This is a genomic window from Candidatus Hydrogenedentota bacterium (assembly GCA_016791475.1).
Classification (GTDB): Bacteria; Hydrogenedentota; Hydrogenedentia; order Hydrogenedentales; family JAEUWI01; genus JAEUWI01.
Genome location: JAEUWI010000010.1, coordinates 113,675 through 127,846 on the forward strand (window position 1 = coordinate 113,675; position 14,172 = coordinate 127,846).

The following is a 14,172-nucleotide window of genomic DNA, read 5'->3' on the forward strand; positions in this document are numbered from 1 at the left end:
CCGCGCGTGAATCCGATTGGTAAAATATACGGCTTCATGGAAGAAATCGGGGATTGGCAGTTCCTGATTATTCCGGTAATCGCTATTATCGGATTGGTGACGGACACCTTTTCCTGGTTTCCGGATTGGCTCCAGACGCCACTCATAATCCTCGTCATCCTCGTCGCGATCGGCAGCCTGATCTACTTTTGTGTCAAGAACTGGCGGCGCTGGCGGGCAAAAAAAGCCGCCGCCGAAGTCCCGACCGATGGCGCCGTGCCGGAAGAGGAAGTTCCCTCGATCTCCGACGACGAGTTTCGCCGCGAACTCGCCCGCAAGTTCGACAAGGGCGTCGCCGATCTCGCCAGCTTCCGCAAAGATCCCTACAAGCTGCCCCTCTACCTGGTGGTGGGGGAAAAGGGCTGCGGCAAGTCCGAGGCCATCCGCCGCAGCGGCATAGGCTTCCCCGCAGGCCTCACCGACACAACGCAGGGCGTGGGCGGCACCCATGTCCTCGACTGGTGGATTACCAACAAGGCCGTGCTCCTCGATCTGCCCGGCGCCCACTTCTTCGGGCGTGGCGGCGCCTCCGAAGCCCGCGCGTGGAAGCTCCTCCTCAAGCACATCGCCGATTTTCGGCCCGCAAGCCCGCTCAACGGCATCATCCTCGCCATCTCCGCCGAGACGCTGCTGAACGACAGCGACGAGGACGTTAACACCAAGTCCGCGCGACTCGTGGAGCATTTCGAGAATGTCCACCGCGCCCTCGGCACCCAGGTGCCCGTCTTCGTCATGGTCACCAAGAGTGATCGGCTCTGTGGCTTTCTGGAGTACTTCTCCGACCTGAAAGAAGGCGGCAACCGCGACCAGATCTTCGGCTGGTCCAATCCCGATTCCCTGGAGACGCCCTTCAGCCCGGAAAAATTCCGCACCGATATCGACGGTGTCTTCAGTCGGCTCCGGGGCCGCCGCGATTCGCTCCTCCAGTATTCCATCGAATCCAAGAGCCTGGCGTACAAGCGCCGCGTGCAGGTAAACCATCTCTACGAGTTCCCCCGGAGTTTTCAAGTTACCGCCCGCCGCCTGGGAACCTACCTGGAACGCATTTTCGAGCCGGACTCCTGGTACTGCGCGCCCTTCTTCCTTCGCGGCGCCTACTACACGTCCGCCATCCAGCGCGATACCGAGCTGGATCCGTCGCTGGCCAGGGCCCTTTCGAAACCCCTCGCGGAGCTGCCCGCCGCCGAAACGCGCCACACCGAAGACAGCTATTTCCTCAAGGAAATGCTCAACGACAAGGTCTTCTGCGAGGGCGGCCTGGTCACGTGGAAGCAGGACCCCCGCTATCAGCGCAAGCGCGCCCGCGCCCGGCTCGTCATGGCCTGCCTCGGCCTGCTGGTCTGCCTCTTTGCCTACATGATGTGGGAGTCCAACCAGTGGCGCAATGACATGGAGCAGATGCGCCAGAATTGGACTGTGGTGAATACCTGGCTGGCCAAGAGCGACGCCATCGTGACCCCCGGAAGCGGCGTGGACTATGAGTACAATGGCGACCTGAATGTGGATCTCGCGGGACTGAAGCTCCCCGAAGAGTACGCCTCGGGCGTATTGATGGCCCGGCTGCCGGAAGTCATGGAAAACCACTGGGTGCGGGAAGTCAGCACGCCCTGGGTCTTCAAGCCCTTCGATCTGGTCAATCGCCGCCTCCGCACCGACATGCTGGATGCCTACCGCGGCATCTTTGAGTATCGCTACGTGGCGCCCCTCGCCGTCGCGGCTCAGGATCGCATCGTCAAGGAAGAGCCCGTCTGGCGCGACGAAGCAACATACGCCCTCGGGCAGCTTCTGCGTATCGAAGCCATGACCGAGGACGGATTCGCACCCGACCTCGGCTCCCAGGGCCGCAAAGTCGAGCTGAATAGCTTCCTCGCCTATGCCGTCGAGGACAAAGCCCAGTACGCGGAGCACGACAAGTTCTACAACGAATACGTCAAAGACCTCTACGACCCGCCCACATCCCAGGCCTGGCCGCCGGAGATTTTCTTCGAAGCCGGAGCCAGGGAACGCCTCCATGCGGCGGTAGACAGCGGTACAACACAGTTCAAGAAGCACATAGACACCTATGTATCCGAAGGCGCGGCCTTTGCCGATCTTCGTGCGCTGTTCACCGCGCTGACCGATTTCCACGACGCTGAGTCCCTCCTCTGGAAGAACGCCCAGGAGGGTGGCAACCCCGATAGCGTCCATGAGATCGATGTCATTCTCGCGTCGTGGCGCGAAGACGTTGAGAAGCTGACCGAGAAGCGCAAAGCACTGGATGAAGTCATCACCCGCCTCTTCACTGATCGCGAAGTAGACATTAAGAAGCTCTGCGAGGACGAGCGGGAAAAAGTCCAGGACAAAGTCAACAGCGACTATCGTATTCTCACCCAGGAGCTCGACAAGGTCGTGCCCATCAAGGTGGACGAGACCGGCCTGCACATACAGGATGTGAAAAACCGGCTCGCCGCCGACAAGACCTCGACGGATGCCCTCGTGACCCAGTCTGTCGACAAGTTCCTGGCCGATTTCGACGCGCTCCGCGCCGACCGCGAATTTCTCGCCAAGACCGACTTTCAGGACATGCGCGGCTACCAGTTGCGCAACCACGTCTATGGATTCCTTCAAGAATCGGACTATGTTGTCGGCGAAGATGTGTACGATCCCTTCGATTACCTCCTCGACCTCGAAGAGCTCCAGAAGGCCTTCGACGAGAGCGTGCGCAACATCGCCGATTTCGATACGAACTCGGACAGCTTCAACAGCGGCCGGGAAGCCGCCGAGGCCATGCTTGCGCTGATCTACCGCCAGCAGCGTTTCAAGGTCGTGGCGCAGATCGTGGAAGCGCTCCCGATCAATACCTCCGACTTCGCCCGCCTCGTGGCCTCACGCGTCGAGGCCCAGTGGCTGGAGCGGCCCGAAGTTCCCCTCACGCCGACCGGCGAAATGCAGCAGTTCGACGATGGATTCAACACCGAAGTGGTCTATGACCTCCTGACACTCTGGTCACACATGAAGGAAATTCTGGGCCAGGAAAAGCTTGGAAAAGACGCCCTGCCCGACATCGAGCGGCTTCAGCGCAGTTTCAAGGAAAAAAATCAGGTCTTTAACAACTACATTACCGAGTATGTGAACTACTGGTCGCGCATGGTCGACCAGAACACCGAAATGGTCCAGTACGCCACCTGGAAGGAATTCCACGCGGAGCTGAACAATCTGGAGGTGTACAACGTCAACCACAAACTGCGCATGCTCTACGAGACCGCGCTTTATGCGGTAGATATCGTGCCCGACACCCACCCCGGCCAGACGGACGCCCACTTGGACCTCTCCCTCAAGCTCAAGGGCCTCGGCGAGGACTTTGACGCGGAATGCCTGCGCATTCTAAACGCGTGGAAGGCCATCGAGAAAATCGATCGCGATGTGGTGAACAACATCCTCGTCATGAAGGCCGACGCCTTCAAGAGCGGCTACCTGTCCCTCCTGGACAACAGTGTGAACAAGGCCAACTTCGCCTTCTGGACCAGCCTCTGCACCCAGGCCGTCCGCCTTCTGGCCGACGAGGGCGAGCACCTGTCCCGCTACTACCTCGTGAATCTGGCCACGCGCTATAGGGGCTTCCCCCTTATCAACGACACCGCCACGCCGCCCCTGACGCCGGAGCAGTTCGACGAGGCCGTGGAACTGGTGCGCCATATCAAGCAGCCGCCGAAGCCCGAAAAAGCGGAATCCCTCATGACCGGCGAACGAACCGGCTGGCCCGACGTGGACAAGGAAATCGATCGACTCCAGGGCGACAAGGTCATCCGCACGGAATACGAGCGCGAATGGTTCGACCAAATCGTGGCCGTGATGGATTTCATCGGCGGCGACACGCCCCTGACCTGCGAACTGGTGATCCTGCCCCGCGAAATGCAGGAAAAGCGCCCCCCGCGTTTCCCGGAGCCCATGCCCACCAGCAAGGTCTATGGCGCCGCGCCCTGGGTCTACCGCTACATGCGGATCAACGGCGAAGCCTTCAATACCGAACCCACAACCTATGTGGTGGGCGAGGCGGCCAAGACCTATCCGCTGGCACCGGTGTCCAACAAGCTCGCGCTGCACTTCTACTACACGTCCGAGGATCTTAATCCCGGGGTGAACAGCTTCGCACGCCCAAGCGGCGTGGGGGGGCTGGAAATGGACTGGCTTCCCATCGTCGTGCTGCACATGGGCGACTCCGTCGTGCTGGAAGACAAAATGACCTGCGCCGTGCCCTTCCGCGTGGTGGACAATGCCGAGCACAAGGACAGCGAGTACTACTATTGGCTCGGCTTCAAGTTTAACAAGGAAATCCCCGATCGCAAGGGCTGGCCCTCGGCCTACAACTGGCCCAGCCTGCGCCGTATGCCCCGTGCTCTGGGCGACTCCTATCCCGAAGAAGCGGAGGGTAGCCAGTTCATCAATCCCGACGCGCCCCTGCTGCCCCTGGTTCGCGAAGAAGGGATTCCCGAGCCGGTTCAGACCAATGCCACGTCGGTGCAGGTCAGCGACAAGATCAAGGAAGTGATGATAACCGGTTCGGGCGACACCGCCCCCCCTGCGGCGCCTGCGCCGGCTCCCGAAGTGACGCCGTTGCCCGCCCCGGAGCCCGCGCCAACCGTCGCACCGGCATCCACCGGAACCGCGCCCATGCCCAATGGCGCCTACAGTTACAAGCCCGCCGCCGAATCGCCCCGCGTGTTTACCCTGGACAATCCAAGCACCCCGGTTCGCGGGGGAGAAGTGCCACAGACCGTTCCGGTAGAAGCTTCGCCCCAGCCCGATCTGGATGTCGCCCACGCGCCAGCCGTCGAAGCATCTGCGCCCGACTACACGCTTCCGGGTGAAATCCCGCCAGCAACCCAATCTGAGCCTGCTGTGGCGCGCTCGTTCCAGCAGGCGCCTGCGCCTGCCCCCGCCACGGCCCCGGTTGCGACGGCACCCGCGCCTCAACCCGCCATGCCCGCCGTGCGCACCGAGCCCATCAAGCGCCCGCCGGCGATTGTGCCCGCACCGGAGCGGCCGCTCTATACCACCGAGGTGACCTTCACCACGCCCCGCGAACCTGCGAACGGCGCAGCGCCCGAGCCACCGATCATTGGCGCACCCTCCGCTCCCGCCGCGAGCCGCGATGCGGTCGCCGATCCCTATTCCGAGAGCACCGGTCCGGGCTATGGCGGCAAGAAGAGTAAAAAAAAAACCGATCCGGGCCTGGATCCCCCGCAGGAGCGACGAGTAAGCCGGGGCCGACCGGACCGGTAACCGTCGTCGAGACCCGGTCGCCGATCAAGAAAGATGATCGGCGCCTGTCCAATCCCGCCATTCTGAACCAGTATGACCGCCCCAAGATTGTGGTGCGCCAGGCTCCGGACCAGCCCGATCCGACCAATCAGTTTCCCATCTACTTCGACATCAAAATCGACGAGCCCGTGGTGGATTTCCCCACGGGCGCCAACGCTCCCGGCATTGTATTGTCGGGCACGGCTTCTGGCCTGCGCTATAGGGTCGAGGGCGAGCGCGACACCTACCGCGTCGCCATCCTTTCCGCCGAGCACGACGGTACTATCGAGGTCAGCGTGCCCGATGGGCTGTGCGCCGACCTCTTCGGCAATCTCAATGTTCCCTCTACGGCCGAAGACGCCAGTGTCGTCTTTGATGGATCGCGACCCACCTGTCTCGTCCACAGCGAGGCCGCCGGTGTGGTCAACAACGCCACCATGGAAATCGCGCTGGGCTTTTCCGAGCCCGTATTCGGACTGAAAGACGAAAGCCTCTCCGTTGGCAACGCCGAGCTCAAGCGCAAGGCAGGGGCCGATGGCGATGCCATCTATCTCTTCTCCGTTACCCCCGCACAGGACGGTACGATCGCATTCCAGATTCCGGAAGATGTGGCGCACGACGCCGTCGGCAATGGCAACGAGGCATCGCCCGCCTTTTCGATTGTGGTGGACAGCGCCGGCCCGGTGGTCGCCCTCACGTCCTTCGAGACGCCTGGCGCCAGCAATGCCCGCCTCATTCGCGTGCGCGCGGAGTTCAGCGAGCCCGTACAGGGATTCGAGCGGGGCGATGTCGCCGTCGCCTATGGGAAAATGATCAATTTCTCCGCCGAGCCGGATGGCAAGACCTTCATCATCGATATGCGTCAGGATCGGGGGCCCGTAACCCTGTCCATCCCGGCCGGGGTGGCCACGGACCAGATTGGAAACCCAAACCTCCCTTCGGAACCTTTCCACCGGGACTACGGGCCCGCCCGGCGCACGCCCGTGGAGGTGGAGCCCGATGTCTCAGCGCCGCCCCTCATTGGACGTCCCCAGAGTGCCGTCACCCGCAATCCATAATCATGTCCGAAAGGATTCATCGCCATGGGTCTAAGACAACGGGCCAGAGAAGCCTTCGAAGCCCGACAGGAAGAGATTCTCGCGGAAAAGATTCGGACAACCCGACAGATTCTCCGGGAGCGCTTCGGTGTAAAGGAAGAGGAGATGGACACCTTCGAAGCCGCTTCCATCGGCCTCTGCGGTGCCGATAAGACGATCCGCATTGAAGATTTGCTCTTTATGGTAGACGACGCCGGCCGGCTTCACGTCCGCGATCAGCGTGCCACCTGGCACACCGACGAACCCTGGAAACCCATAGAGTCCCTGGCGGATCTGGGCCAGATCGCCGCCCAATCCACCGTCCAGACGACACCGAGAATATGACCAATGGGTGTGCCAACGGTAGCGCCAGGTGCCACCCACAGCCGGGTTCCACCAACAGCAACGGGGGGGTGCGGACGAGCGAGGTGAACTTCGTTCAATAAGGGTGATCAAGGTGTTCAATGCAGGGCATCGGCAATAGAAATCTCAGTGACGCCGGGAACCGTCAAGAGTGACGTTGGGTGCCACCCACACCCGGAGGAGCGCAGCGGGGGAGGATGTGGGTGCGGAGGAGCGAGGTGAACTTCGTTCAATAAGAGTTGATCAAGGTGTTCAAAGCAGGACATCGGCAATGGAACTCTCGGTGATGCCGGGAGCCGTCAAAAGTGACGTTGGGTGCGGACCGAGGGAGGTAAAGATTCGCTCAATCGAAGTTCATGACGAAGCAAAAAGCAGACTATCGACAATGAATTGTCACTCTTGATGCTCAACAACTCCCATGGGGCCTTCATGGAAGAACCGCCGCACCGAAAGACACGGGAAACGTACAATACGCCGGGCGAGGCTCACGAACTCACCTTTACCTGTTTCAAGTATCGGAAGTTCCTCAGCAAAGACCGTACTCGCTGGTACGCCATCAATGCCCTTGACCGGTTCCGAAAACAGTACAGCTACGACCTTTGGGCCTTTGTCATCATGCCGGAGCATATGCACGTAATCGTCTATCCTCGTGATGAGCAATATGACATGTCGGACTTTTTGGGATCGGTCAAACAATCGGTGGCAAAAAAGGCGACGTTCTATCTCCGCCGATACAATCCAGACGGACTGAAGTATCTCGCGACCGGCATGGAGTGCGCACCGTATGCGTTCTGGATGGATGGTCCCGGCTACGACCGAAACGTTATCAAGCCAAAAACGCTGGCCCATATGGTTGGATATGTTCACAACAATCCCGTTCGCCGCGGGCTGGTGCAAGATCCGGAAGATTGGTACTGGTCGAGCGCGCGTGAGTGGTTGGAGCCTGGTTCAGGCCCCTTGAGTCTGGACTTGGATTCCTATCCCTTTTGATATGTGGGGCTGGCTGCGCGTGCTCCGCACCCACATCCTCCCCCGCTGCGCTCCGCCGGGTGTGGGTGGCACCCGGCGTCACTTTTGGTGGCAACCGTGATCCCGTCCCCAATCACTTCGGCGGCTCAATCTTCTCGGGGTTGTCGTAAAACTTCTCCAGCGTCTTCCACCACGGGGGCAGCTTGTCAACGGTGCAGCCGTAAGCGTTCACCAGCTTGTCCATACCCGCACCGCCGAGACGGGGTTTTATGTTCAAGTACCGAAGGGCATTCTTCGTCGCCCACTGATCCCAGACTTTGGTGCGCTTGACTCGCTCCGCCTCGGGAAGCTGGCTGAATGTGGCCTTGTCCATCTTGCAGGCCTTTTCCACCAGTCGCCAGAAATCGGCTGGGCTGAGACTCGCCATTTCCGTCATGTACCAGTCCGTGCCGATCATGCACTTGTCGAAGAGCCGGCCCGCGCCCTTTCGCTGCTCCAGCGCATCCTGAAAGATCGGACCCACGATATCGTTGAAGGAAGAGCCGTTCCCCGTGATGAACGAGATATCGGTATAGACGTTGTCGTACTCCGTGACCAGCTTGGTGATCTTCGTACTCCAGTCATCGGGATAGGCCGCGGCCCACTTGTTCAGCCAGTCGTCCCACTCCGTCTTGGGGGCGAGTAGCGTATCCGCGGACTCCTGCGCAAAGTCGTCCTTAATCTTCTTGTCGTAGCGATTCCGCACCGCCCCCTTCTTGAAATAGTCTTTGAAACTGCGTTCACCCGTGGCGCCCGAAATCATCGGGTTCTTATGCAGCAGCAAGTCGCAATCCGCTTTCGCGGCATCGGATTTCACATCATACCGGACGTAGGCGCCCAGCTTGGAGCCGAAGTGGGCAAAGCAAAGACGGAGCTTGGGATATTTCTTCAGAACCGGTTCCCAGCTATACGGCGACGTGGTCAACTGGTCGTACAGGCAGTAATAGCCAAAACCGGTCAGTTCAAAGGTCAACTTCTCCAGGGAACGCTCTTTCTTGGAGCGGTTTCTCACATACATGTCCGGCTGCGTCCAGTTGCTCGGAGGATATCCCGGAGGCGCCGCGTCGGAGGCGTCCTTCCGGTCTTCCGCCGTGGCTTCCGCCGTCATGCGCCATGGGAAGACCAGTGCGCCGTCCGGCGGGTGGCCCGTGGGGCTGGTATGGTTCAGAATGGGAATGTCGTTCGCCGTGACATAGGCGTAGAATTCGTCCAGCCGGTCATCAAGTATCTTGCCGGTCGCCTTGCCATGGAGCGCCGCATTGTTCGTAGGCATCCACCCGCAGCGGGCATACAACTTGACGCCCACGTAGGCCTGCGTGTCCATGGCCGCCTTCACAATATCGAGGCAATTAGGCCGTCGCGGGTCGTAGGGGCAGAAGGGCATGATCTGGCCGGGCCAGAGTGTGGCCATCAGGTGGAGAATCTCCACCTGGTGGCGAAACATCGAGTCGTCCCGTGTGAAAAATCGATGATCCCGCTGCGTCTGTGCCGACTTTGAAAAATAGTAGATTCCGGTATCCGCCAGCTCCTCCTGCCGCGCCTTCGTCTCATTCATGCTGTTGCCCGAGCCCTTGACCTTGGCCGCCTTACTGGCCACTGAAGTGCCCAGCGGCGTATAGCCGAAATCCAGCAGCATCGGCGTAATGATGACCGGGTTGCCGATGTCCTGCCGCTCCGTGGCGTCTTGAAAGCTCTGCGTGCTGGTGATGATCTTCTTGGCGACCCACGGATCGTCGAGGAAATTCCAGTGTCCCAGTTGCAGCGCCGGGTTCAGCCGCGACTTATACTGCTCTTCCTTCTTCTCGTAGTACTCGTTCAGCGACTTCTGGAATGCCTCGCGCTTCTTCGGCGTCTTCAGATCGTTGCCGTGAAACAGGCCGTGTTGCTTGAAGTCCTTCAACGCCGCCTTCGTCTTGGAAAGGCTCACCCCGTGAATGTGGCAGTGAATATCCACAATCGGCAGCTTCGGCAAAGGCTCGTCCAGCGTGGACGCCGTCGTGCTCGCATCGCTCGTCGCTCGCGCCACCGACTGGGTCGTCCCCTCGCCCGTAGGATCGACGGGATTGTCGTCGCGCCGGACCGCGTCAATATCCAGCGGGCCGTCGATGAGTTTCTCCTGGAAAATTTCTTCAGGATCGTCGGGGTTCGTGAGATTGACCAGCTCTTCCGTCTCTTCAACGTTTGACGGTGGCGTTCCGGTATTCGTGTTCGGGCTGTTGGGGCCGCTATCCATCGGGGTTCTCTTTGCCTTCTTGGTTAGGAACGGTGGACTTCAACCAGTTTCTGCCGCGTCGTCTCGTCCGTTTCGCCCGTCTCCGGCAGCGCATTTTCCTTCTGGAACGCCCGAACCGCATCCTTATAGGCGAGCGTAAGTTCGTCGTCAATAAACCCGCCGTACATGCCGATATTCCGGAGGCGCTGCTTGACGCCCTTCACGGTCGCCACAGGCAGCGTGTGGCCGAGCTGGAGGGTATACATCTTTTCATCTTCGGGGGGGCCCACCCAGAGCTTGCCCTTCTTCGCGTTGCACGGGATATAGATGTCCACGAAACCCTGGCTGTCGGTTACGCCCTTCGACAGCTTGCCGTCGATATCCACCCGGTAGGATTCGTTCGCACGGGGCTCGCCATGCTTCAACAGACGCAAGTGCAACTTCGCGGGAACGCCCTTGCGCCGGAACCGGTAACTGGCGTTCGTCGCTTTTGATACCGTCTTCTTCGTGATCGGCTTGACCGTCACCCGGTCTCCAGGCAGCAGCACATTCGGATCCTTCCGGATCTCCTTCAGCGTCGCATTCGCCGGGTCGTCCCAGATCGTCTGCCAGAAATGGCCCGTGGCCTCGGCGATGGAAGACATGCAGTCGTCATCCTTCACCACGTAGTTGCCCGTGCCTACGGGCTTGGATGGATCGCCACCATTGCTCATGTAAATACCTTCCTCATTGCGACGCGCGCCATCACCGCGCCTTCGAATCGGGCGCCATACCCAGGCGCCGCGTATTCAGCACCATGCCCCGAACCGCGGGATTGCTCGCCTGGTTCGAAGCGAAGGTCTCCACGAGGTGCCACTTCCCAAAGGCATCCATCACGCGATATTGAATCGTCTGCTCCGTCGGCAGCTCGCGCTGCGCACGGGCCAGGTAATCCTGAACCTTGATAATGTCGTCGGCATGTATTCCCTCATAAACGCTCTTGCCGATCATCTCCTTGTCCGTCAACCCGAAAAAAGCCTCGCAGGCTGGAGATACGTGAATATAGTGCTCCTGACGCGACAAAATCGCCATAAGGTCGAAGGCGTGAAGGACCAGGGCGTTGTGACGTTCCTCCGCCAGCAGCGCCGATTGTTCCCGCTCACCGCGCTTCACCGTTTCGGACTGGAGCTTCGCCTCTTTGATGGCGTTCTTCAATCCTGCCTGCTCCGCAAGCGCCGTATCCAATCGGAGTTGAGCGCGATGGAGACCGGCAAAGAAGAGGAAGGCCAGGCTCAGCAACAGCGCGATGGTAAGAACGCCCAGAAAAGTGGCTGTCCGCTGACGGTGCTCGAATTCGGCGCGTTCGTACAGCGTCACCAAATCGACCGCCCGTCCCGAGAGCGGGGCAGATGCAAGCTTGACCAGCACCTCGTCCAGGGCCTTCTTCCGTGAGCGAATGGTCTCACCCTGCCGCACAAAGGCCGACAGGTGCGGCTTGAACGAGGCGCTGACCTCTTCGCCCGCCTCCGCCGCAAGGGACGAAAGCTCACTCGACAGTTGCGCCTCCACCGCCGCGCCGGGGTGATGGGCAAGCCGCGCCAGATTGCCCGCCGCGCGCGCCAACAGACCGTCGCCGTGTCCGCCCGCTTCGATACGTTCGTCCAGTGCCGCTTCGATCTTCTCCGGAAGGGCGTCCAGACTCACCTGCAGGGCGGCCAGACCCGTCTTGAACTCCTCCACCAGCGCGAGCCGCTCGTTCACCATCACCGCAAGTTGAAGCCGGGCTTCATTGAATGCGGCATCCGAATTGAGATAGCGGGGGATGTTGTTCAGCGGACCCTCCGCGCGCCGCATCCCATGCACCGCCTCCTTGAGGCCGTCGAAATGGCTTCCCGCGCCAATCTCAAGATATTTCAGCTCGGCGTCCAAGCTTCGTTCCGCTTCAACAAAGTCCAGGAGCGATTGCTCGTAGGCGTGGCCGGCGGGCCGGGCCGCGGTCGCGAGGCCAAAGCCCACCACGCCCAGGATCAGTCCGATCAAAAGCAGGATCGCGCCGTGATTCAGGCAGAGTCGAAGCTTCATGGTTGGGACCCCGCGGTCGCATCGAGGAGCGCACTCCCGGTCAGCGACTCCAGGAACGCCACAATCGATTGTACTTCCTCATCCGATATCGACCTGCCGATCTGATGCTGGGCCATCGCGCGCACCGCATCCCCCAGGCCGGGTACCGATCCATCGTGAAAATAGGGCGAGGTCAGCGCCACGTTCCGCAGGCCGGGAACCTTGAACTGATAGCGGTGCGATTCATCGTTGGTCACATTGAACCGCCCCAGGTCGCTGTTGTTGACCTGTGTCCGCGAGGAGAGATACGAACCGAAGGAGGCAAACAGATTACCGCCAACGCCCGCGCCCTGATGGCACCGGACGCAGCCCAGTTCCTTGAAAGCTTCATAACCCCGCCGGGCTTCCTCTGTCAATTCGCCCCCCGCGAGCCAGCGGTCAAACGCGGAATTGGGCGTCGACAGACTGCGCACGTAACTCGCCAACGCATCCTCAACGGAGGATTCCACAAGGCCGGCCTCGGGATAAATCCGTTCGAAGCGGGCAACGTAGTCCGGATTCTCGGCAAGTGCCGGAATGATGCTGTCCCAGGAGCCGTCCATGACGTTCTCCGAACGGATGGATGCCTGAATCACCGCTTCCAGACTTTGTGCCCGGCCATTCCAGAAGTGAGCAAACTGGTGGGCGGCGTTAAACACCGTGGGGATGTCATAGGGCTCGGCATCGCCGGTCACGGCTCCGGTCGGCGGCCGGCCCGTGGTGCCACCCTTCTCCAAGGCGTGGCACGTGGCGCAACTCACCCGGCGCGATGCGCCCGAAAGGGCCGTTTCGTGGAAGAGTTGTCTGCCCAGTTCCAGTTTTTCCGGGGACACGCCGGGGGGCGCGGGAACGGGGAGAATCGGCTCGGCATGCCCCGCGCGCGCGGGCGGTGCTTCAGTACCGGCCTCTGACGCCTCACCGGGAGCGCTCTCGCGGCCGCACTGACAGCAGCAAAGGGCGATCAGCAACCCGCAACCGGCTCTTCGAATCGTACGCACCATGCTCTTTCCCTGGGTCCCTGCATTGGAAGTGCGCGCATGCCGCCGCGCCCGGGGTTGTCGGTTGAGTTTTGGAACCGAAATCCGGTGCCCAGTGTGCTTCCCGAACCGTTCAAACCAGAGATTAAGATACAGGGTTGACTGAAGAATTGCAAAGACTTCGCCGTGGTCGGCGCAACGCGTTTCGCCGCGTAAATCAACCGTGGGATTGCGGTTGACAAGCATGCTGGTGACAAGATAAGGTTCCCCTGAGCCGGTGTGCCCCAGCCCCCCTTTGGACCGCTTCAACAGCCGATTCCCATGGGCGCGCGGCCCTCCACCCGATGCAAGAGCCGGTGGAGGGGAGGGCGGGCCGGACCAGGCGAGTGAAACACGTTGCGGTACAACGATCGAGGGCCACAGGCCGGGTCCTGAATTCCGAAAGGGAAGGTAATGCGCGAGAAACTGGTAGCCGGGGTTATCTGTCTGGCCCTGTCCGTGACGCTGATGGGCTGTCCCCTCTTCGAGAGCCCCGAATCGGCGTTCACCGCGACCCCCACCGAAGGTAACGCGCCCCTCACCGTTCTCTTTGTCGATCAATCCCAGCCCGGCTCCACCGATCTCACCAACTGGCTCTGGGATTTCGGCGACGGACTCAGCAGCACCGCGCAGAATCCCAGCCACGTCTACAGCGCGCCCGGCGTCTACCGCGTCACCCTCACCGTCACCAGCCGCCTGGGAAATGATACCGAAACCAAGATCGACTATATCACCGTTCGAAAACTGCCCGAAGCCGACTTTACCGCCTCCCCACAAGCCGGCGAAGGACCGCTGCAGGTAACCTTTACCGACGCCTCCATCGCGGGCGCCGCACCCATTACGCTATACGAGTGGGACTTCGGCGACGGCAATACCAGTGAAGACGTAAACCCCGTTCACATCTACGAAGATCCCGGCACCTATACTGTCAAACTCAAAGTTACCACCGCGATTGGCGATAACACCGAGACCAAGGCCAATCTCATCAACGTGCAGGAGCGGGCCACCGCCTCTTTCACGGCATCCCCACGCGCGGGTGCCTCGCCCCTGGCCGTGCAATTCACGGACACCTCCGATCCCGGCTCTTCACCGATTACCC

8 protein-coding genes and 2 pseudogenes are annotated in these 14,172 nt (G+C 60.8%); 6 read left to right on the top strand and 4 right to left on the bottom strand.

Annotated features, from left to right (window positions below; genetic code table 11):
• Positions 1-6: 6 nt before the first annotated feature.
• The 4 genes from JNK74_07560 to JNK74_07575 all read left to right on the top strand — a co-directional run bounded on the left by JNK74_07560 (position 7) and on the right by JNK74_07575 (position 7,748).
• Complete coding sequence (locus tag JNK74_07560) at positions 7-5,301, top strand: hypothetical protein (protein MBL7646032.1); 5,295 nt, start codon at positions 7-9, stop codon at positions 5,299-5,301.
• Positions 5,302-5,393: 92 nt separating this feature from the next.
• Positions 5,394-6,377: a hypothetical protein gene (locus JNK74_07565; GenBank protein ID MBL7646033.1), complete on the top strand. Its 984-nt coding sequence runs from the start codon at positions 5,394-5,396 to the stop codon at positions 6,375-6,377.
• A 24-nt stretch (positions 6,378-6,401) separates the two neighbouring features.
• On the top strand, positions 6,402-6,740 hold the full coding sequence (locus JNK74_07570; protein MBL7646034.1) for a hypothetical protein: 339 nt from the start codon (positions 6,402-6,404) through the stop codon (positions 6,738-6,740).
• Between the two features lie 417 nt (positions 6,741-7,157).
• Positions 7,158-7,748: a transposase gene (locus tag JNK74_07575; GenBank protein ID MBL7646035.1), complete on the top strand. Its 591-nt coding sequence runs from the start codon at positions 7,158-7,160 to the stop codon at positions 7,746-7,748.
• 112 nt (positions 7,749-7,860) lie between these two features.
• On the opposite strand, the gene JNK74_07580 is transcribed toward JNK74_07575, so the two are convergent.
• Genes JNK74_07580 through JNK74_07595 form a run of 4 tightly spaced genes read right to left on the bottom strand, consistent with a single transcriptional unit; the run spans position 7,861 to position 13,058 of the window.
• Positions 7,861-9,999 carry a hypothetical protein gene (locus JNK74_07580; protein ID MBL7646036.1) on the bottom strand — a complete coding sequence of 713 codons (2,139 nt, stop codon included), beginning with the start codon at positions 9,997-9,999 and terminating at the stop codon, positions 7,861-7,863.
• Between the two features lie 23 nt (positions 10,000-10,022).
• Positions 10,023-10,691 (bottom strand): peptidoglycan-binding protein, encoded by a 669-nt coding sequence (locus JNK74_07585; protein MBL7646037.1) that lies wholly within the window; start codon positions 10,689-10,691, stop codon positions 10,023-10,025.
• A 31-nt stretch (positions 10,692-10,722) separates the two neighbouring features.
• Entirely contained in the window at positions 10,723-12,039 is a 1,317-nt protein-coding gene (locus JNK74_07590) for a PAS domain S-box protein (protein ID MBL7646038.1), read from the bottom strand.
• Entirely contained in the window at positions 12,036-13,058 is a 1,023-nt protein-coding gene (locus JNK74_07595; protein ID MBL7646039.1) for a c-type cytochrome, read from the bottom strand. Before JNK74_07595 ends, JNK74_07590 begins: the two co-directional genes overlap by 4 nt.
• A 429-nt stretch (positions 13,059-13,487) precedes the next feature.
• Here JNK74_07595 and JNK74_07600 point away from each other — a divergent pair.
• Both JNK74_07600 and JNK74_07605 read left to right on the top strand, forming a co-directional pair.
• A pseudogene (locus tag JNK74_07600) lies at positions 13,488-13,784 on the top strand (PKD domain-containing protein).
• A pseudogene (locus JNK74_07605) lies at positions 13,770-14,018 on the top strand (PKD domain-containing protein). Before JNK74_07600 ends, JNK74_07605 begins: the two co-directional pseudogenes overlap by 15 nt.
• Positions 14,019-14,172 lie beyond the last annotated feature (154 nt).

Coding starts and splice junctions, on each gene's coding strand:
- JNK74_07595 (MBL7646039.1), bottom strand. CDS start 13,058: ATGGTGCGTACGATTCGAAGAGCCGGTTGCGGGTTGCTGATCGCCCTT.
- JNK74_07570 (MBL7646034.1), top strand. CDS start 6,402: ATGGGTCTAAGACAACGGGCCAGAGAAGCCTTCGAAGCCCGACAGGAA.
- JNK74_07585 (MBL7646037.1), bottom strand. CDS start 10,691: ATGAGCAATGGTGGCGATCCATCCAAGCCCGTAGGCACGGGCAACTAC.
- JNK74_07580 (MBL7646036.1), bottom strand. CDS start 9,999: ATGGATAGCGGCCCCAACAGCCCGAACACGAATACCGGAACGCCACCG.
- JNK74_07590 (MBL7646038.1), bottom strand. CDS start 12,039: ATGAAGCTTCGACTCTGCCTGAATCACGGCGCGATCCTGCTTTTGATC.